19 protein-coding genes and 1 riboswitch are annotated in these 19,711 nt (G+C 72.0%); of the genes, 13 read left to right on the top strand and 6 right to left on the bottom strand.

What is annotated here, in order from left to right; all coding sequences use genetic code 11:
* Positions 1 to 4 precede the first annotated feature (4 nt).
* From JOD46_RS07845 to JOD46_RS07815, 7 genes are all read left to right on the top strand, one after another.
* Complete coding sequence (locus tag JOD46_RS07845; RefSeq protein WP_204393113.1) at positions 5 to 451, top strand: succinate dehydrogenase hydrophobic membrane anchor subunit; 447 nt, start codon at positions 5 to 7, stop codon at positions 449 to 451.
* Positions 452 to 458: 7 nt separating this feature from the next.
* A complete protein-coding gene (gene sdhA / locus JOD46_RS07840) occupies positions 459 to 2,264 on the top strand; it encodes a succinate dehydrogenase flavoprotein subunit (RefSeq protein WP_204393111.1) in 1,806 nt (601 codons plus the stop codon).
* Position 2,265: 1 nt separating this feature from the next.
* Complete coding sequence (locus JOD46_RS07835; RefSeq protein WP_204393109.1) at positions 2,266 to 3,033, top strand: succinate dehydrogenase iron-sulfur subunit; 768 nt, start codon at positions 2,266 to 2,268, stop codon at positions 3,031 to 3,033.
* A 138-nt stretch (positions 3,034 to 3,171) separates the two neighbouring features.
* Positions 3,172 to 4,533 carry a YihY/virulence factor BrkB family protein gene (locus JOD46_RS07830; RefSeq protein ID WP_204393107.1) on the top strand — a complete coding sequence of 454 codons (1,362 nt, stop codon included), beginning with the start codon at positions 3,172 to 3,174 and terminating at the stop codon, positions 4,531 to 4,533.
* 26 nt (positions 4,534 to 4,559) lie between these two features.
* Positions 4,560 to 5,396 (top strand): exodeoxyribonuclease III, encoded by an 837-nt coding sequence (locus JOD46_RS07825; protein ID WP_204393105.1) that lies wholly within the window; start codon positions 4,560 to 4,562, stop codon positions 5,394 to 5,396.
* A 15-nt stretch (positions 5,397 to 5,411) separates the two neighbouring features.
* On the top strand, positions 5,412 to 6,422 hold the full coding sequence (gene trpS, locus JOD46_RS07820) for a tryptophan--tRNA ligase (RefSeq protein ID WP_204393103.1): 1,011 nt from the start codon (positions 5,412 to 5,414) through the stop codon (positions 6,420 to 6,422).
* Complete coding sequence (locus JOD46_RS07815) at positions 6,419 to 7,237, top strand: HAD family hydrolase (RefSeq protein ID WP_307834957.1); 819 nt, start codon at positions 6,419 to 6,421, stop codon at positions 7,235 to 7,237. Before trpS ends, JOD46_RS07815 begins: the two co-directional genes overlap by 4 nt.
* Here JOD46_RS07815 and glpK read toward each other — a convergent pair.
* The 3 genes from glpK to JOD46_RS07800 all read right to left on the bottom strand — a co-directional run bounded on the left by glpK (position 7,234) and on the right by JOD46_RS07800 (position 11,530).
* Complete coding sequence (gene glpK, locus JOD46_RS07810; RefSeq protein ID WP_204393101.1) at positions 7,234 to 8,748, bottom strand: glycerol kinase GlpK; 1,515 nt, start codon at positions 8,746 to 8,748, stop codon at positions 7,234 to 7,236. The genes JOD46_RS07815 and glpK overlap by 4 nt on opposite strands.
* 66 nt (positions 8,749 to 8,814) lie before the next feature.
* Positions 8,815 to 9,573, bottom strand: coding sequence for an MIP/aquaporin family protein (locus JOD46_RS07805; protein WP_204393099.1), 759 nt, complete (start codon positions 9,571 to 9,573; stop codon positions 8,815 to 8,817).
* A gap of 208 nt (positions 9,574 to 9,781) precedes the next feature.
* Positions 9,782 to 11,530, bottom strand: a complete 1,749-nt coding sequence (locus tag JOD46_RS07800; RefSeq protein WP_204393097.1) for a glycerol-3-phosphate dehydrogenase/oxidase — start codon at positions 11,528 to 11,530, stop codon at positions 9,782 to 9,784.
* A gap of 125 nt (positions 11,531 to 11,655) precedes the next feature.
* Between JOD46_RS07800 and JOD46_RS07795 the strand changes: the two genes are divergently transcribed.
* The 6 genes from JOD46_RS07795 (at position 11,656) to ribH (ending at position 17,754) form a co-directional block, all read left to right on the top strand.
* Positions 11,656 to 12,651: a sugar-binding transcriptional regulator gene (locus tag JOD46_RS07795; protein ID WP_204393095.1), complete on the top strand. Its 996-nt coding sequence runs from the start codon at positions 11,656 to 11,658 to the stop codon at positions 12,649 to 12,651.
* Positions 12,652 to 12,731: 80 nt separating this feature from the next.
* Positions 12,732 to 13,979 carry a hypothetical protein gene (locus JOD46_RS07790; RefSeq protein ID WP_204393093.1) on the top strand — a complete coding sequence of 416 codons (1,248 nt, stop codon included), beginning with the start codon at positions 12,732 to 12,734 and terminating at the stop codon, positions 13,977 to 13,979.
* A gap of 71 nt (positions 13,980 to 14,050) precedes the next feature.
* A riboswitch (FMN riboswitch) is annotated at positions 14,051 to 14,196 on the top strand.
* 70 nt (positions 14,197 to 14,266) lie between these two features.
* On the top strand, positions 14,267 to 15,331 hold the full coding sequence (ribD, locus tag JOD46_RS07785) for a bifunctional diaminohydroxyphosphoribosylaminopyrimidine deaminase/5-amino-6-(5-phosphoribosylamino)uracil reductase RibD (protein WP_239562641.1): 1,065 nt from the start codon (positions 14,267 to 14,269) through the stop codon (positions 15,329 to 15,331).
* Position 15,332: 1 nt separating this feature from the next.
* A complete protein-coding gene (locus JOD46_RS07780; protein WP_204393091.1) occupies positions 15,333 to 15,986 on the top strand; it encodes a riboflavin synthase in 654 nt (217 codons plus the stop codon).
* Complete coding sequence (gene ribB / locus JOD46_RS07775) at positions 15,983 to 17,287, top strand: 3,4-dihydroxy-2-butanone-4-phosphate synthase (RefSeq protein WP_204393089.1); 1,305 nt, start codon at positions 15,983 to 15,985, stop codon at positions 17,285 to 17,287. The genes JOD46_RS07780 and ribB overlap by 4 nt, the downstream gene beginning before the upstream one ends.
* Complete coding sequence (gene ribH, locus JOD46_RS07770; protein ID WP_204393087.1) at positions 17,284 to 17,754, top strand: 6,7-dimethyl-8-ribityllumazine synthase; 471 nt, start codon at positions 17,284 to 17,286, stop codon at positions 17,752 to 17,754. Before ribB ends, ribH begins: the two co-directional genes overlap by 4 nt.
* 61 nt (positions 17,755 to 17,815) lie before the next feature.
* Here ribH and JOD46_RS07765 read toward each other — a convergent pair whose 3' ends face one another.
* Genes JOD46_RS07765 through JOD46_RS07755 form a run of 3 tightly spaced genes read right to left on the bottom strand, consistent with a single transcriptional unit; the run spans position 17,816 to position 19,649 of the window.
* Entirely contained in the window at positions 17,816 to 18,562 is a 747-nt protein-coding gene (locus tag JOD46_RS07765) for a hypothetical protein (RefSeq protein ID WP_204393085.1), read from the bottom strand.
* The gene (locus JOD46_RS07760) at positions 18,559 to 19,299 is read right to left on the bottom strand and encodes a hypothetical protein (RefSeq protein WP_204393083.1); all 741 of its coding nucleotides are present in this window, start codon (positions 19,297 to 19,299) and stop codon (positions 18,559 to 18,561) included. The genes JOD46_RS07765 and JOD46_RS07760 overlap by 4 nt, the downstream gene beginning before the upstream one ends.
* Positions 19,296 to 19,649: a PadR family transcriptional regulator gene (locus JOD46_RS07755; protein WP_204393081.1), complete on the bottom strand. Its 354-nt coding sequence runs from the start codon at positions 19,647 to 19,649 to the stop codon at positions 19,296 to 19,298. The genes JOD46_RS07760 and JOD46_RS07755 overlap by 4 nt, the downstream gene beginning before the upstream one ends.
* Between the last annotated feature and the right edge of the window lie 62 nt (positions 19,650 to 19,711).

The raw sequence follows: 19,711 nt of genomic DNA, 5'->3' as shown, positions 1-19,711 counted from the left end.
CGAGATGACCGTCATCGAATCCCCGCGCACCCCCGCCCGGCGGGCGCCTCGCAAGGGCGTCAACCTCGAGAAGTGGGGCTGGATCTACATGCGCGCCTCGGGCGTGCTCCTGGTCGTGCTCATCTTCGGCCACCTCTACGTCAACCTCATCGACGGCGAGGGCGTCAAGGCCATCGACTTCGGCTTCGTCGCCGGCAAGTGGGCGAGCCCGTTCTGGCAGGTCTGGGACCTCCTGATCCTCTGGCTCGCACTCATCCACGGCGCGAACGGCATGCGCACGATCGTCAACGACTACACGAGCCCCGGCGCGGTGCAGAAGGTCCTCAAGGGCGCGCTGCTGCTGGCCACGATCGTCCTCATCGTGCTCGGCACGCTGGTGATCTTCACCTTCGACCCGTGCCCCGCCGGATCGCCGGCCGAGCTCCTCCCCTCGTTCTGCCCCGCCGCATAGGAGACACGTGACCACCGAGAACCACGTCGAGACGAAGGTCGTCGACGGCGTCCACTACCACCAGTACGACATCGTCATCGTCGGCGCCGGCGGCGCCGGCATGCGCGCGGCCATCGAGGCCGGGCCGGGCGCGAGGACGGCCGTCATCTCGAAGCTCTACCCGACCCGCTCCCACACGGGCGCCGCGCAGGGCGGCATGGCCGCCGCCCTCGCGAACGTCGAGGAGGACAGCTGGGAGTGGCACACCTTCGACACCGTCAAGGGCGGCGACTACCTCGTCGACCAGGACGCGGCCGAGATCCTCGCGAAGGAGGCCATCGACGCGGTCATCGACCTCGAGAACATGGGCCTGCCGTTCAACCGCACGCCCGACGGCAAGATCGACCAGCGCCGGTTCGGCGGCCACACGCGCGACCACGGCAAGGCGCCGGTGCGTCGCGCGTGCTACGCGGCCGACCGCACGGGCCACATGATCCTGCAGACGCTGTTCCAGAACTGCGTCAAGCTCGGCATCGAGTTCTACAACGAGTACTACGCGCTCGACCTCGTCATGACCGAGGTCGACGGCGTCCCGCAGCCGTCGGGCGTCGTCGCCTACGAGCTCGCGACCGGCGAGCTGCACGTCTTCCAGGCCAAGGCGATCATCTTCGCCACCGGCGGCTTCGGGAAGATCTACAAGACCACCTCGAACGCGCACACCCTCACCGGTGACGGCGTGGGCATCATCTGGCGCAAGGGCCTTCCGCTGGAGGACATGGAGTTCTTCCAGTTCCACCCGACCGGCCTCGCGGGCCTGGGCATCCTCCTCACCGAGGGCGCACGCGGCGAGGGCGCGATCCTGCGCAACGCCTCGGGCGAGCGGTTCATGGAGCGCTACGCGCCCACCATCAAGGACCTGGCGCCGCGCGACATCGTCGCCCGCTGCATGGTCCAGGAGGTGGCCGAGGGTCGCGGCGCCGGCCCCAACAAGGACTACGTGCTCCTCGACTGCACGCACCTCGGCGCCGAGGTGCTCGAGACGAAGCTGCCCGACATCACCGAGTTCGCGCGCACCTACCTCGGCGTCGACCCGGTGTACGAGCCCGTGCCCGTCATGCCGACCGCGCACTACGCCATGGGCGGCATCCCGACCAACGTCAACGCCGAGGTCCTGCGCGACAACACCACCGTGGTCCCCGGCCTCTACGCGGCCGGCGAGTGCGCGTGCGTCTCGGTGCACGGCTCGAACCGCCTCGGCACGAACTCGCTGCTCGACATCAACGTCTTCGGCAAGCGCGCCGGCCGCAACGCGGTCGAGTACGTCAAGGACGTCGACTTCACGCCGCTGCCCGAGGACCCGGCCGCGGGCGTCCGCACGCTGCTCGAGACGCTCCGCGACTCCGACGGGACCGAGCGCATCGCCGCCATCCGCAAGGAACTGCAGGACGAGATGGACAAGGGCGCGCAGGTGTTCCGCACGCGCGAGTCGCTCGCGCACGTGGCCTCCGTCATCGCCGGGCTCCGCGAACGCTACAAGCACGTCGCCGTGCAGGACAAGGGCAAGCGGTTCAACACCGACCTGCTCGAGGCCGTCGAGCTCGGCTTCCTGCTCGACCTCGCCGAGGTGGTCGTCGCCTCCGCCGCCAACCGCGAGGAGAGCCGCGGCGGCCACATGCGCGACGACTTCCCGAACCGCGACGACGAGAAGTTCATGCAGCACACGATGGCCTACCTGTCGGGCGACGCGCACTCGTCCGACGCATCCGATCACATCCGGCTCGACTGGAAGCCGGTGACGATCACCCGATACCAGCCCATGGAGAGGAAGTACTGACGTGACGACCGCCACGCTCGAAACCACGTCGTCCGGCGCCGCGGATGCCGCGACGCAGGCGTTCACCGTCACGTTCCTGATCCGCCGCTTCGACCCCGACGTCGACACCGAGCCGCGCTGGCAGGACTTCGACGTCGAGATGTACGCGACCGACCGCGTGCTCGACGCGCTGCACAAGATCAAGTGGGAGCAGGATGGCTCGCTGACCTTCCGCCGCTCGTGCGCCCACGGCATCTGCGGCTCCGACGCGATGCGCATCAACGGCCGCAACCGCCTGGCGTGCAAGACGCTCATCAAGGACCTCGACATCTCCAAGCCGATCTACGTCGAGGCGATCAAGGGCCTGCCGCTCGAGAAGGACCTCGTGGTCGACATGGAGCCGTTCTTCGCGAGCTACCGCGAGGTGCAGCCGTTCCTCCAGGCGAACACGACGCCCGAGCCCGGCAAGGAGCGCATCCAGGACGTCGCGTCGCGCGCCCGCTTCGACGACACCACCAAGTGCATCCTCTGCGCCGCGTGCACATCGTCCTGCCCCGTCTTCTGGACCGACGGCCAGTACTTCGGCCCCGCCGCGATCGTGAACGCGCACCGGTTCATCTTCGACTCGCGCGACGACGAGGCGAAGGTGCGCCTCGACATCCTCAATGACAAGGAGGGCGTCTGGCGCTGCCGCACGACCTTCAACTGCACCGACGCGTGCCCGCGCGGCATCGAGGTCACCAAGGCGATCGCCGAGGTCAAGCAGGCGATCCTCCGCGGCACGCCCTGAGGTCCGCGCGACCGACGTGCGGAGGGGCCGGTGCATCGCGCACCGGCCCCTCCGTCGTCCCCGCCGAACGACGACGCGCTCGATTCGCAGGACCTCGGCCCCGTCGGCATCCGACCACGCGCTCGCTAGGGTGAGCGTGTGAGCGATCGCGATCGGGGGCGCGGGAACGGCGGGGCCGCTCCCTCGGGCGCGCCGCCCGAGCCGGCGCCGGCGCCCAACCGCGGGCGACCCTCGCCGGCCGAGCTCGCCGAGAGCGTGCGCGAGCGCCTCGACGAGCCCATCGCGAAGGTCGAGAGCCTGACGCGCCGCACCATGTCGCTGTTCCCGGTGCGCGTGTGGCGGCACTTCCTCGCGCGGAACGGGTTCCTCCTCACGGCGGGCATGAGCTACCAGTCGCTGTTCGCGGTGTTCGCGGCGATCTACATCGTGTTCGCGGTCGCGGGTATTTGGCTCTTCAACGACCAGGACACCCTGCAGGCGCTGTACCTGCTCATCAACACCTACGCGCCGGGGCTCGTGGGCGAGCAGGGGATCATCACGCCAGAGGCCCTGCAGGAGGCGGCGACCGCGAGCACGAGCCTCTTCGGGTGGACCGGTGCGGTCGCCCTCGGCGGCCTCATCTGGACCGCGATCGGCTGGGTCACGTACTCGCGAATGGCGGTGCGCAGCATCTTCGGGCTGCCCAAGGACGACCGCGCGTACCTCTACCTCAAGGCGCGCGACTTCGCGGCCGCGTTCATGTTCGGCCTGGCCATCCTGGTCGCCGCCGTGCTCTCCATCGTCGCGACGGGGTTCCTCGACTGGGTGTTCAACCTGATGGGCATCGACCTCACCACGGAGTCCCCCGTCGTGGGCGCGACGCTCCAGCTCGGCGCCCTCATCGTCGTGTTCGTGATCGACACGCTCGCGCTCGCGGTCATGTTCCGGTTCCTCTCGGGCGCCGAGATGCCGTGGCGCCGGATGTGGACCGGGTCGCTGCTCGGGTCGGCGGCACTCAGCGTGCTGCAGCTGGTCGGGGGGTGGGCGCTCTCGTGGGCGGGCGGCAACCCGCTGCTGGCGACCTTCACCGTCGTCGTCGCGCTGCTGCTGTGGTTCCGCATCGCCAGCATCATCATCCTCGTCGCCGCAGCCTGGATCGCGGTCGAGGCCGCGGACCGCAACGAGTCGTTGCGGCGCGTCACGGCCGAACAGCTCGAGGCCGAGCGGCGGCAACGCGAGCACGAGGCGCTCGTCACGGCGGCCACGGTGAAGCTGCGGCGCGCGACCCGCGAGCTCGCGGACGCGCGATGGTACGAGCGGACGCTCGCGGCCCGCCGCGTCGCGCATGCGCAGCGCGAGCTCGACGACCTTCGCGCCGCCGCACCGCCCCCGCCGCCCGAGCGGCCGCACCCGTGGCTGGGGAACGGCAACGGCAACGGGAACGGCGCGAGCAACGCGAAGGGCGCGGAGAACGCCAAGGGCGCGGGCAGCGGCAAGGGCGCCGCATCGGGCCGAGCGTGACGGTGGGCTCACCTAGGATCGTAGGCATGCCCTCCCCGTCCCCGCTCCGGATCGCCACTGCCAACGTGAACGGGGTCCGGGCGGCGTTCCGCCGCGGCATGGGCGAGTGGCTCGCCGCGCGCGACGTCGACATCCTCGCGATGCAAGAGGTCCGGGCCTCGACCGACGACCTCGCGGCGCTGCTCGGCGACGAGTGGAGCATCCTCCACGACCCGGCCACCGCGAAGGGCCGCGCCGGCGTCGCGATCGCGAGTCGCGCCGGCGCGAGCATCCACCGGGTCGAGCTCGGCACCGACGACCACGACACGGCCGGCCGCTGGCTCGAGGCCGACTACGAGGTGGGCGACCGCATCGTGACGGTCGTGAGCTGCTACGTGCCCTCGGGCGTGGCCGACACCCCCAAGCAGGTCGAGAAGTACCGCTTCCTCGATGCGATGAGCGAGCGGATGGCCGAGCTCGCCGGCCACGAGCTGGCGGTCGTCGTCGGCGACCTCAACGTGGGCCACCGCACGCTCGACATCAAGAACTGGAAGGGCAACGTGAAGCGCGCCGGGTTCCTGCCCGAGGAGCGCGCGTACTTCGACCGGTTCATGGGCGCCGAGGGCGACGAGCGCTACAACGCGGGCGCGGGATTCGGCTGGGTCGACGTGGGCCGCCGCATCGCCGGAGAGGTGCCCGGCCCGTACACGTGGTGGTCGTGGCGGGGCAAGGCGTTCGACAACGATTCCGGGTGGCGCATCGACTACCAGCTCGCGACGCCGAAGCTGGCCGACGCGGTGCAGGCGTACTCGGTCGACCGCGCCGAGGCGTACGACGAGCGATGGTCCGACCACTCCCCCGTCGTCGTCGATTACGCCATCTGAACCCTGAGGACCCGCATGAACACCGCACGTCCCGTCGTCTTCTCCGGCATGCAGCCGTCGAGCGACTCGCTCCACCTCGGCAACTACCTCGGCGCCCTCGTCAACTGGGTCGCCCTGCAGGAGGAACACGACCCGATCTACTGCGTCGTCGACCTGCACGCCATCACGGTCGCGCAGGAGCCGACCGCGCTCCGAGACGCGACGCGTCGCACGGCGGCGCAGTACCTCGCGGCCGGGGTCGACCCCGAGCGCTCGACGCTGTTCGTCCAGTCGCACGTGCCCGCGCACACCGAGCTCGCGTGGGTGCTCGGCACGCTGACCGGCTTCGGCGAGGCGAGCCGCATGACGCAGTTCAAGGACAAGTCGGCGCGCTTCGGCGCCGAGGCGACCACGGTCGGCCTGTTCACCTATCCGGTGCTCATGGCGGCCGACATCCTGCTGTACGGCACGCACCTCGTTCCCGTCGGCGACGACCAGCGGCAGCACCTCGAGCTCACGCGCGACCTGGCCGGGCGCTTCAACTCGCGGTTCGGCGACACGTTCGTCGTGCCCGAGGCGATGATCCCGAAGGAATCCGCGCGCATCTACGACCTGCAGGAACCGACCGCCAAGATGTCGAAGTCGGCGTCGAGCCCGACCGGCCTGGTCAACCTCATGGACGACCCGAAGGTCATCGCGAAGAAGATCAGGAGCGCGGTCACCGACACCGAGCGCGAGATCCGCTACGACCCGCAGGCCAAGCCCGGCATCGCGAACCTGCTCGACATCTACGCGACCGTCTCAGGGCGCAGCATCCCCGAGCTCGAGGCCGCCTACGAGGGCCGCGGCTACGGCGACCTGAAGAAGGATCTCGCCGAGGCGGTCGTCGAACGCGTCGCCCCGATCCGCGAGCGCACGCTCGAGCTCATGCAGGACCCGGCCGAGCTCGACCGCCTGCTCGCCATCGGCGCCGACAAGGCCGCCGAGCGTGCCGAGCGCATGCTCGCCACGGTGTACGAGCGCGTCGGGTTCCTGCGCCGACGGTGAGCACCGCCCCCCACCACCGCGGTGCGCCCGTCGTCCTGTTCGACCTCGACGACACGCTCATGGCGCACCGCGAGGCGGTCGCGACCGGCATCCTGCGCCATCTGGACGAGCGCGGCTACCGGGCCGAGGCGGCCGACGCCCAGGCGCTCTGGCACGAGCTCGAGGAACGGCACTACCACGCCTACCTCTCGGGCGAGGTGACCTTCGAGCAGCAGCGCCGCGCGCGTGCCGCCGACTTCGCACGCGCGCACGGCGAGGTGCTCGACGACGAGCAGGCCGGCGCCTGGTTCGCCCGGTACTTCGAGCGCTATCGCGAGTCGTGGGCGCTCCACGATGATGTCGAACCGGCGCTCGAGGCCCTCGAGGCGGCGCTCCCCGGGGTGCGCATGGGCATCATCACCAACGGCGAGGAGGGCTTCCAGCTCGCCAAGCTGGTCCGGCTGGGGCTCGAGGTCGGGCACCCCGGCCGCATCGAGCACCTGATCGCATCGGGGTCCGAGGGCGTGACGAAGCCCGACCCGCGGATCTTCGAGCGGGCTCTCGCGCGGTTCGCCGCGACGACGCCGGTCTCCGCGGCGGCCTACGTGGGCGACCGGCTGCGCACCGACGCGATCGGCGCGGCGCGCGCGGGGCTCATCGGCGTCTGGATCAACCGCACCGGTGCGCGTCCCGCCGAACTCGACACGGCGGATGCCGCGGCCGCGGGCGTGCATGAGATCCGCACGCTCGCCGAGCTGCCGCCGCTGCTCGCGCAGACCATGCCGGTCGAGGAGCGCGCGACGGAACCGCGCGCTCCTCGACCCGCAGAACACTAGCGGACGTCGGCGTCGACCCAGTCGAGCGTCTTCGTGACCGCCTTCTTCCAGTTGCGCAGCAGGCGGCCCTGCTCGGCCGCGTCCATCTGCGGCTCCCAGCGACGGTCCTCCTGCCAGTTCTTCGCCAGGTCCTCGAGGTCCGCCCAGAAGCCGACCGCGAGGCCGGCCGCGTACGCGGCGCCGAGCGCGGTCGTCTCCGCGACGACCGGCCGCACGACCGGCACGCCGAGGATGTCGGCCTGGAACTGCAGCAGGGTGTCGTTGGCCGTCGCCCCGCCGTCGACGCGCAGTTCCGTGAGGTCGATCCCCGCATCGGCGTTCACGGCGTCCACGACGTCGCGCGTCTGGAACGCGATCGCCTCGAGGGCCGCCCGCGCGATGTGCCCCTTGTGCACATAGCGGGTCAGGCCCACGAGCGCGCCGCGCGCGTCCGGACGCCAGTACGGGGCGAAGAGGCCCGAGAACGCCGGCACGAAGTACGCGCCGCCGTTGTCCTCGACCGACTTGGCGAGCTCCTCGACCTCGGAGGCCGAGGAGATGAGCCCGAGGTTGTCGCGCAGCCACTGGATCAGCGACCCGGTGACGGCGATCGAGCCCTCGAGCGCGTAGTGCACGGGCTGGTCGCCGAGCTTGTAGCCGACGGTCGTGAGCAGGCCGTTCTTCGAGTGGACGATCTCCTCGCCCGTGTTGAAGATCAGGAAGTTGCCGGTGCCGTAGGTGTTCTTCGCCTCGCCGGCCTCGAACGCGGCCTGGCCGAACGTGGCGGCCTGCTGGTCGCCGAGGATGCCCGCGATGGGGGTCTCGCGCAGCAGCGAGTGCTCGTTGGCGACACCGTACACCTCGGACGAGGACCTGATCTCGGGCAGCATCGACCGCGGCACGCCGAACGCGGCGAGGATCTCGTCGTCCCACTGGAGGGTCTCGAGATCCATGAACATCGTGCGGCTCGCGTTCGTGACATCCGTCGCGTGCACGCCGCCCTCGACGCCGCCGGTGAGGTTCCAGAGCACCCACGTGTCGGTCGTGCCGAAGAGCAGGTCGCCGGCCTCGGCCTTCTCGCGCGCACCCGGCACGTTCTCGAGGATCCACACGATCTTCGTGCCCGAGAAGTACGTCGCGAGCGGCAGGCCGACCTTGGCCTTGAAGCGCTCGACGCCACCGTCGGCCGCGAGGCGATCGACGATGTCCTGCGTGCGGGTGTCCTGCCAGACGATCGCGTTGTAGACGGGCTGTCCGGTCGTCCGGTCCCAGACCACCGCGGTCTCGCGCTGGTTGGTGATGCCGACCGCGGCGATGTCGTGGCGGGTCAGGTTGACCTTGCCCAGCGCCTGGCCGATGACCTCGCCGGTGTTGCGCCAGATCTCCATGGGGTCGTGCTCGACCCATCCGGCCCTCGGGAAGATCTGCTCGTGCTCGAGCTGCCCGGTCGAGACGATCGATCCGGCCTTGTCGAAGATGATCGCGCGCGACGAGGTGGTGCCCTGGTCGATCGCGAGGATGTAGTCAGCCATCTGAGAACTCCGTTGCTGTCAGTGAATGGATGAGGGGATGAACGAGGGTGGTGCGGATGCCGCGGGTCAGCCGAGCAGCGGCAGCAGCGGGATCGCGGCCCAGCCGGCGAGCAGGCCGCCGACGATGGGACCGACGACGGGAACCCACGAGTAGGCCCAGTCGGATCCGCCCTTGCCCGCGATGGGCAGCACGGCGTGCGCGATGCGGGGGCCGAGGTCGCGGGCCGGGTTGATCGCGTAGCCGGTCGGACCGCCGAGCGAGGCGCCGATGCCGACGACGAGCAGGGCCACGGGCAGCGCGCCGAGCGCGGCGAGACCCGAGGCGTCGCCGTTGCGGCCGAACCCGATCACGACGAACACGAGCACGAACGTGCCGATGACCTCGGTCACGAGGTTCCAGCCGTAGGAGCGGATGGCGGGACCGGTCGAGAACACGCCGAGCTTGGTGGCCGGCTCGGGCTCAGCGTCGAAGTGCTGCTTGTACGCGAGCCAGCACGCGATGGCGCCGAGGAACGCCCCGAGGAGCTGCGCGGCGATGTAGGTGAGCACGGAGAGCGCGTCGACGGGCACGCCCGGCACGAACTCCGTGCGGCCGTTCGCGACGAGCCCGAGGGTGACGGCGGGGTTGAGGTGCGCCCCCGACGCGTAGGCGACGATGACGCCCGCGAAGACCGCGAGGCCCCAGCCGAAGTTGACCATCAGGAAGCCGCCGCCGAAGCCCTTGTTCTTCGCCAGGGCGACGTTGGCGACGACGCCGCAGCCGAGGAGCACGAGCATGGCCGTGCCGACGAGTTCCGAGAGGAACACGACACCGAGATTGTCCACGTTGACCTTCTTTCGTTGAAGCGGGATGCCGCGTCAGGGCGCGACCCCGATGAAACGTACCCGCGGAATCGGCCGGAAAGCGGCGGTCCGGCGTGCACGTCTGTGCAAGATCCCGTGCGGGTCGAGGAGCGCCGCAGGCGCGTCTCGAGACCGTTCGCGAGGGTCTCGAGACGCCGCTTCGCGGCTCCTCGACCCGCACAGGGCGGCGCTACCGGGTCAGCGACACCTGCCCGAGCACGACCCCGTGCCGGTCGGCGAGCACGCGGCGCGTGGCCTCGACCTGGGCGCGGCGCCCTGCGGCATCCCACCCGAGCTCGTCGCCGACGACCTCCGCGAGCTCGTCGAGCAGCGCCGTCGTGAGCGACCCGGTGAAGGCGAGGCTCGTGCGCCGGAACACGACGTCGGCGAGGTGCACGACCTGCTCGTTGCGGGTGAGCCACGCGATCTCCTCGCGGCTGTACCCGTCGTGGCCGGCGAGCGGGGTCTCGGGGGCCCCCTCGACCTCGGCGATCAGCGCCTCGGCGCGCGTGCCGTAGCGGTCGAGGAGCGCCTCGGCGCGCGCGCGGCCGACGCCGTCGCCGTGGCCGGCGATCCACACGAGCCGCGCGTCGTCGGTCGTCGGGAACCCGGCTCCACCTCCGATGGGAAGCCCCTTCGTGGAGCGCACGCGCCGGCGCCCGACGAGCTCGAGGACCTCGTCGGCGAGGTGCTCGGCGAGCGCCCGGAACGTGGTCCACTTGCCCCCGACGAGACTCAGGAGCGTCGTACCGGGTCGCTCGGCCACCTCCGCGCGCTCGATGCGGTAGTCGCGGCTGACGAAGCCGGGCTGGGTGTCGTCGTGGCGCGGCAGCGGCCGCACGCCGGAGAAGCGGTAGACGATCTGCGACCGGTCGACCGCGATGCCTGGGAAAACGTGCGCGACGAGGTCGAAGAAGTAGTCGACCTCCTCCTCGGTGCACACGGCGGGCTCGCGCATGTCGTGCTCGAGGTCGGTCGTGCCGACCATGACGCGTCCCTTGAGCGGGTAGATCAGCACGATGCGGCCGTCCTCGTGCTCGAAGAAGATCTCGCGGCCGCCGGTGGCGGCGAGCAGCTCAGGGTGGTCCAGCACGATGTGGGAGCCCTTGGTGCCGCCCATGTGCGCGGTCTCGCGCCCGAGCTGCGCGTTCGTCAGGTCGGTCCACGGCCCGGAGGTGTTGACGACCACGTCGGCGGCGAGGTCGAACTCGTCGCCGGTGACCGCGTCGCGCACGCGCACGCCGCGAGCGCCGAAGCCGATCGCCTCGACGTGGTTGACGGCGCGCGCGTGCGGCCCGGCCGCGAGCCCGTCGAACAGCACGTCGAGCGCGAGCCGCTCGGGGTCGTGCATGCTCGCGTCGTAGTAGGTCGCGGTGTACTTCAGGGCGGGGTTGAGCGCGGGCAGCTCGGCGAGCGAGCGCGAGCGCCCGAGGAAGCGGTGCCGGGGCACGCTGCCGCCGTCGCGCGAGAAGGCGTCGTAGATGGTCAGGCCGGTCTTGATGAGCGCAGCGCCGCGCTCGGTGGGCGCGCCCTGGCGGTGGGTCAGGAACCGGAGCGGCGCCGAGAGGATGCCGGAGAAGGTCGAGTAGATCGGCACGGTCGTGCGCAGCGGCTTGACGTAGTGCGGGGCGATCCGCAGCAGTCCGTTGCGCTCCTGGACCGACTCCTGGACGAGACGGAACTCGCCGTTCTCGAGGTAGCGGATGCCGCCGTGGATCATGTGGCTCGACGCGGCCGACGCGCCCGAGACGAAGTCGTCGCGCTCGACGAGCACGACGTCGACGCCCTGGAGCGCCAGGTCGCGGAACGTGGCGATCCCGTTGATGCCGCCGCCGATGATCACGACCTCGGCGGTCGGGCGGGCGCGGAGGGCCGAGACCTCGACGCGCGGACGGGACGCGGGCTGCGGGCGGGTCGTCGACGACGTGATGGGCGACATCGCTGTCCTTTCGAAGCGTTGGACACGGCGGCTTGCGAGTGCGGGCCGGCTGTGGATGAATACATCGTGAGCACATGCGCACATGCTTGCAAGCCGATTGCACAAACGTGCAGAAGGAGACGACGATGACGGTCACGGATGCCGCGGGGCCCGCGGCCGCGGGCGAGCTGCCCTCCGGCAAGACCCGCGACGCGCTGCGCGCGGCGCACCTGTACTACCTGCAGGACCTCACGATGGACGCGATCGCGACGGAGCTGCACACCTCGCGATCCTCGGTCTCGCGCCTGTTGAGCCATGCGCGCGCCACCGGGCTCGTCGAGATCTCGATCCACTCCCCCCTCGACCTCCCGAGCCGGCTCGAGCAGGAGATCCTCGAGCGGTACGAGGTCTCGGCTCACGTCGTGCCCGTGCCCGACCACGCCAGCGACGTCGACCGGCTCGAGCGCGTCGCGCTGTCTGCTGCACGGATTCTCACCCGGTTCATCGACTCGAACCAGACCATCGGCGTCGCCTGGGGCTCGACCATGAGCGCCATGAGCCGGCACCTCGCACCCAAGGCGACCCACAACTCCGAGGTCGTGCAGCTGAACGGCGCCGGCAACCTCCGCACGACGGGCATCCTCTACGCGAGCGAGCTGCTCCGCCGCTTCGGCGACGCGTTCGGCGCGCGCGTGCAGCAGTTCCCGGTCCCCGCGTTCTTCGACGACCCCGCGACGAAGGAGGCGTTCTGGCGCGAACGCAGCACCCGGCGCCTGCTCGACCTGCAGGCCGCCATGGACGTCGCGATCTTCGGCATCGGCTCGCCCTTCGCCGAGGTGCCGAGCCACGTGTACCAGGGCGGGTACCTCGAGCGGGCCGACTACGAGTCGCTCTCGCGCGACGGCGTCGTCGGCGACGTGGCGACGGTGTTCTACCGCGCGGACGGGTCGACCGACGGCATCGCGCTGAACGCCCGCGGCACCGGACCCGACTTCGCGACGCTGCGCCGGGCGCCCAGACGCATCTGCGTGGTCTCGGGACGGGCGAAGCTCCCCGGCCTGACCGGAGCGCTCGCCGCCGAGCTGATCACCGACCTCATCATCGACGAGGGGACCGCACGGGGACTGGTCGACTCGGCGTGACGCGATCGTGATCGAAGCGGAGGACGCCGCCCGGTAGCGTGAGCCTCGCGGTCGCCCGAACGATCGCACGAGAGGATCGCATGCGTTCACCCGACGCCGCGGAACCCGACGCCGCGGAACCCGATGGCGTCGAGGCCGTCGAGGCCGAGGTCGCCGACCCGCCCCGACCGGAGCCCGGTCCGGCGCCCGCCCACGCCCCGCGCCCGCCCCGTCGCCTCGGCACCGGCGCGGCGGTGATCGCGATCGCCGGCGTCATCGCGACCGCACTCGCCGGCCACCAGCTGGCCGCTTCGGTCGCCCACGCCGAGGTGTGGCCGGCGTGGGCGACCGCCGACGCGCGATTCGACGACGCGAGCACGTCGTACACCGCCACCGCCGACCGCGGGGAGTCCGCGGTCGCGCGGGCCGAGAACCTGCTCGCGACGGCGACCGGCGAGCTGGTCCGCGACGAGGACCGGGCCGCCCTCGAGGAGCGCATCGCGTCGGCTCGCGCGATCCTCGACGACCCGCCGGAGGGGCCGGCCGGCCTCGCCGATCTCGGCGAACCGGGCTCGCCGGCCCCGGCCTGGGAACGCTACGCCGACCTGTGGCGGCTGACCGAGCTCATCCCGTCCCGCAACCAGGCCGCAGCGCGGTTCGACGATGCGGCCGACGAGGTCGCGAACGGCACCGTGGCCGTCTCGACCGCCATGGAGGAGCTCCTGGCGGGCACCGAGGAACTCGTCGGACAGGCGCTGGAGGCGAGCCCGTCGGCGAGCTACGCCGCCCGGGTCGCGGTGCAGGACGCCCTCGACGGCATCCGCCACTCGCCGACCGTCTCATCGGGCGACGCCGATCGCTTCGCGCAACTCACCGCCGCGGTCGCGGAGGTGCGCGCATCGCACGCCGCCGAGGAGGAGCACCGCCGCGCCTACCCGGTCCGAGCCGACATCGAGGCGTTCGCGCGCTCGATCGCGGCCGGCGTCGAGCTCGACTTCGTGTGGGCGTGGGAGGTCGCGGGGCTCTCGAGCGACGCCTGGTACTCGGGCACCGCCGAGTTCAAGCCAGAGGGCGACGGCTGGGGGCTCATCTCGCTGACCGAGAGCATCGAACGCGAGTGGAGCACCGACGAGAACGCCGAGGCGGTCGTGGTCCACGAGGTCGGGCACACGCAGGTCCTCCGCGACGAGTGCTACGCGATCTTCGCGGCCGAGCCGTTCGCCGGCGACCACGAGACGTGGGCCACCGCGTGGGCGATCGGCATGGGCTACGACCTGCCGGGCTCGGGCATCGAGGCGTACGGGCGGCCGACCGACGCGCAGATCGACGCCGCGAAGGCGTGCCGCTGACGCCGGCGCACGGCGGCGCATGACGGCGGGAATACCCGCCCCGTCGGCGCGTTGACCTAGAATCGAACACGAAACGTGCTCCGGGGTCGGTGCAAGTCCGAACCGGCGGTGAAAGTCCGCGAGCCGGGAGCGCGTGGCCGTCCGGCCGCGCGCGAGCGGTTGAACCGGTGGAACTCCGGTACCGACGGTGAAAGTCCGGATGGGAGGCGGCACGTGTCGACGACGCCGGTGGCGCCGTCGACGTTTCCGGCGCCGCCGGGAGACCCGGAGCCGGAAAGCAGGCTCCCATGTCCACGGCGACGCAGGCGGCGAGCGACGCCGCCGCCATGCGCCGGGCGCTCGAACTCGCCGAGCGCGGCCCGGCCCGCGGGGTGAATCCCCGCGTCGGATGCGTCATCCTCTCCCCCTCGGGCGATGTGCTCGCCGAGGGCTGGCACCGCGGCGCGGGCACCCCCCACGCCGAGGTCGACGCGATCTCCACGCTGCCGCCCGGCGCGGCGCACGGGGCGACGGCGGTCGTCACGCTCGAGCCGTGCAACCACACCGGCCGCACCGGACCGTGCGCCCAGGCGCTCATCGATGCCGGCGTCGCCCGCGTGGTGTACGCCGTCGAGGACCCGGGCGACCACTCCTCCGGCGGCGCGCGGACGCTCCGTTCCGCGGGCGTCGAGGTGACCGCCGGCGTCCTCGCCAACGAGGTCGAGGCGTTCCTGGAGGACTGGCTGTTCGCCGCGCGCCGGCGCCGACCGCGCGTCACGGTCAAGTGGGCGTCGAGCCTCGACGGGCGCGCGGCGGCGGCCGACGGCACGAGCCGGTGGATCACCGGGCCCGAGGCGCGCGCCGACGTGCACCACCGCCGCGCGGCATCCGACGGGATCGCGGTCGGCACCGGGACCCTGCTCGCGGATGATCCCGCCCTCACCGCGCGTGACGCCGACGGCGAACTGCTCGAGTCGCAGCCCGTCCCGGTCGTGTTCGGCCGGCGAGAGGTCCCGGCCGAGGCGGCGCTCGCGCGGCATCCGCACGAGGCGATCCGGATGTCGGGTGCCGACCTCGCGGCCGATCTCGCCGAACTCCAGCGTCGCGGCATCCGCTCGCTCTTCATCGAGGGCGGCCCCACACTCGCGAGCGCGTTCCTCCGGGCCGGCCTCGCCGACGAACTGCTCGTCTACCTCGCGCCGTCGCTCATCGGCGGCCCGCGCACCGCGATCGGCGACCTCGGCATCGGGACGATCGCCGATGCCCTCGCCTTCGCCTTCACCGACCTGATCCGACTCGGCGACGACGTGCTCATCGTGGCGCGCCCCCGCCTCGCCGAGCGCACCGACACCTCCACCCCAGAAAGGGCCTGACATGTTCACCGGAATCATCGAGGAACTCGGCGAGGTCACGCGCGTCGAGCCGCACGCCGATGTGCTGCGGCTCACGGTCCGCGGGCCGAAGGTCGTCGACGGCGTCCGGCACGGCGACTCGATCGCGGTCTCGGGCGTGTGCCTGACCGTCGTCGACGCCGATGCGACGTCGTTCACCGCCGACGTCATGGCGCAGACCCTGCGCATGTCGACCCTCGACGGCGTCGCCGAGGGCCGGCCCGTCAACCTCGAGCGCGCCGCGCTCGTGGGCGACCGGCTCGGCGGCCACATCGTGCAGGGGCACGTCGACGGCACCGCCACGGTGCTCGAGGTGCGGCCGGGCGAGGAATGGCGCGTCATCCGCTTCTCGCTGCCCGCCGGCCTCGCGGCGCTCGTGGTCGACAAGGGCTCGATCGCGGTCGACGGCGTCTCGCTCACGGTCTCGGCGCTCGGCGACGAGCCGGACGGCTCGTGGTTCGAGGTGTCGCTGATCCCCGAGACGCTCTCGGCCACCACGCTCGGGCGCCTCGGGGCGGGCGACCGCGTCAACCTCGAGACCGACGTGCTCGCGCGTCACGTGCAGCGGATGCTGCGCCTGGACGCGCACCACGCGTTGCCGTCGTCCGTGGCCGAGCCGATCGGAGGCACCCGATGAGCCTCGCGAGCATGACCGAGGTGCTCGACGCGCTGCGCGCGGGCAAGCCCGTGATCGTGGCCGACGACGAGGGCCGTGAGAACGAGGGCGACGCCATCATGGCCGCCGAGTTCGCGACCCAGGAGTGGATCGCGTGGATGGTGCGCCACACGAGCGGCTACCTCTGCGCCCCGATGCCGAACGCGGTCGCCGACCGTCTCGGGCTGCCGCTCATGGTCCAGCGCAATGAGGACGCACGCGGCACCGCCTACACGATCTCGGTCGACGCCGCGGATCGCATCTCGACCGGCATCTCCGCCTCCGACCGGGCGCACACGCTGCGGATCCTCGCGGACCCCGAGGCGACGCCCGACCGGCTGATCCGCCCGGGCCACATCCTGCCGCTCCGCGCCGTCGACGGCGGCGTGCGCGAGCGCGCCGGGCACACCGAGGCGGCGGTCGACCTCATGCGGCTCGCCGGCCTCGCGCCGGTGGGCGTCATCGGCGAGCTCATCGCCGACGACGGCGAGATGATGCGGCTGCCCGAGCTGATCGCCTTCGGCGAGCGCGAGGACCTGCCGGTCACGACCGTCGAGGCGCTGGTCGCGTACCTGCACGAGTGGCACGGCGGCCAGGACCTCGGCGCGGGAGAGGCGCCCGCGCCGATCGCGGAGTCCTCGCGCGTGCAGTTCGAGGTCGAGACGAACCTGCCGACCGTGCACGGCACGTTCCGCGTGCGGGCCTACCGCGACCGGAACACCGGCGCCGACCACCTCGCGATCATCGCGGGCGACCCCGCGGCCGACCCGGCCGGCGCGATCGCCCGCGTGCACTCCGAGTGCCTGACCGGCGAGGCGTTCGGCTCGCTGAAGTGCGAGTGCGGGCCGCAGCTCGACACGGCGCTCGCGACGATCGCCGAGCAGGGCGGCGTCGTGGTCTACCTGCGCGGGCACGAGGGACGGGGCATCGGCCTGATCAACAAGCTCCGCGCGTACCGGCTCCAGGAGGGCGGGCTCGACACGCTCGACGCGAACCTCGCACTCGGCCTGCCGATCGACGCGCGCGACTACACGGCAGCGAGCGCCATCCTCGACGACCTGGGCATCGCCCGCGTGCGACTGCTCACCAACAACCCGGAGAAGGTGCGCCAGCTGCAGGCGCACGGCATCCACGTGGCCGACCGACTGCCGCTCGTGGTGGGCGTCGGCTCGGTCAACGCAGGCTACCTCGAGACCAAGCGCACGCGCATGGGACACTCGATCGACGACGAGCAGCTGACCGAGGCCGCTGCCGACGAACTCCTGAAGGGACACGCATCATGAGCGGAGCCGGATCGCCCGAACTCGACGTGGACGGACGCGGACTGCGCGTGGTGATCGTCGCCGGCAGCTGGCACGACGAGATCACCGACGGGCTGATCGCGGGCGCGACCCGCACGCTCGAGTCGGCCGGCGCCGAGTTCACGCTCGTGCGCGTGCCGGGCAGCTTCGAGCTGCCGGTGGCCTCGAAGACGGCGCTCGAGTCGGGCGCCGACGCGGTCGTGGCGCTCGGCGTCATCATCCGCGGCGGCACGCCGCACTTCGAGTACGTCTCGGCGGCCGCGACCGACGGGCTGACCCGGGTCGCGCTCGACACCGGCAAGCCCGTGGGCTTCGGCGTGCTCACCCTCGACGACGAGCAGCAGGGCCTCGACCGGGCCGGCCTGCCGGGCTCGAAGGAGGACAAGGGGCGCGAGGCGGCCGAGGCCGCGATCGCGACCGCGAGGCTGCTGCGCACGCTGCGCGGCTGAGCCTCGGCGCCGCGGGCGCGGCGACCCCGCGACCTGGTGCCGACCCGGCTCACGCCCGAGGTCAGTGCATGTTGTCGTTGCCGGTGACGTGGGTGGCGTAGCCCGAGCAGCCCGCGTCCTCCCAGCGATAGGCCGCGCCGGTGCCGGCGTCGCCGTACATCGCCGCCCACCAGCCGGGAGTGCCGTCGTCGTCGAGGCCGAAGCCCTGCTCGGCCAGGCAGGTCTCGATCACCTGCCAGAACCAGGCCAGCTCCTCCTCCTCCGTCAGCGCCTCCGGGTCGGGCTCGGGCAGGGGCGCCGACAGCGGTGTGCCGGCCGCCCGGGCGACGGCCACGGCGTGCTCGCCGACGCCGAGGCATCCGCGTCTGCGCCAGTCCGACGCCGGCACCGACCAGTCGTCGTTCGTCTCGCCGTAGTACGCGTCGAGCCAGATCACGGACTGCTCGAAGCTGAGCCCTCGAGGTTGCGCGTCCTGGTTGAGCCAGGGCGCGGCCGGCCGGTACTCCACGCCCTTCGCGGCCATGCACTCGGCGATGACCTGCTCGCGACCCATGTACTCGGAACGCTCCTCGTCGGAGACCAGCTCCCACTGGGCGGCCTGTGTCGTGATCCCGGCGGCGGTCGACGATGCGGACTTGGCGACGCCGGTCCCGCCGCCCCCGCCCGCCTCGCCGACCGCCCCGACCCCCGTCGGCGTCGGGGCGAAGAGGTCGATCCCGAACGCGCCGACGACGGTGAGCGCGACCGCGGCGGCGCAGACCAGCAGGCCGCCGATCGCGACGGGAGCGACCAGGCGCCGGACGTTCATGGCGTCGCCTCGTCGGACTGCGGGGCGGGGGTCGGCGAACGCCACCACGCGGCCATCGAGAGGAAGAAGAGCACCGCCGCGCCGGTCGCCAGCCGGTTCAGGAGCACCATCTGCCCGGTCGAGGTCGAGAACCAGGCGGTGAAGCTCACGCTGGTTTCCATGAGCGCGTAGGTCCCGAAGCGGACGAGCAGGTAGGCCGCGACCGCGAGCACGAGCCCGGCGAACGCACGTCGGCGCGCGACCATCAGCAGCCACGACCCGACCAGCGCCAGGATGAGCCCCGCGACCGAGAGCTCGGCGACATCGGCGGCCCCGTGCCAGTCGCCGATGACCATGCTCCGTGCGACGCGCCACAGGATGACGCCGCCCCAGGCGACGAGGGCGACGGCGGCGAGGTGCGCGAGCGCCGGCATCGCGAGCGGGAAGGTGCCCCGCGGCGCACCGATCGCCGCGCGCCGCAGCCGCGCACCGCGCCACGCGAGGTCGGCCGGGATGCCGCGGACGGCCCGCCAGAGGATCGACGGGGTCGCACGCGCCCCCGAGTGCTCGCGTTCCTCGAACAGGTCGGACGCGAGTTCGGCCCGGCGCTCGGCGGCGACCTCGTCGGGCAGGTCGGCGGTGTACCACCGGCACCACGCGAGGACGGCGGCATCCACGCGCCCCGCCGTACGGTGCCGCAGTCGGGCGGATGCCTCGAGCCCGACCTCGCCGTCGGGCCGGAGGGTCGCGACGCTCATGCGAAGGCCGACTTCGGCGCCGGGGCGAACACGGCGCGCTGCGCGACCTCGGCCCGGTAGGCGATCGCGCCGGCGCCGGTGACCCGGTACAGCCGCCGCCGTGGTCGGCCCTCCTCAGCGGCCGCGGCGGGATCCTCCCATTCGGACTCGACCAGGCCGCGTTCGGCGAGGCGGTTCAGCGCCTTGTAGAGGGTGCCGTGCGCCGTGAGGGCGCTGGCGCCGGCGTGATCGGCGATGCGCTTCGCGAGGGCGAAGCCGTAGAAGTCACCGCCCTCGGCCTGGAGCTCGATGCCGGCGCCGAGGATGTCGACCTCGAGGCCCACGAGCCGTCCTTCCCGTCTGCGTGGCATGCAGCCAGCATAGGAACACCGCGCGTGGATGTATAGGAAGATATCCGGGAAAACTATAGGAA

This window comes from Agromyces aurantiacus, assembly GCF_016907355.1.
Taxonomy (GTDB): Bacteria; Actinomycetota; Actinomycetes; order Actinomycetales; family Microbacteriaceae; genus Agromyces; species Agromyces aurantiacus.
This window is presented reverse-complemented; position numbering and strand designations above follow the sequence as displayed.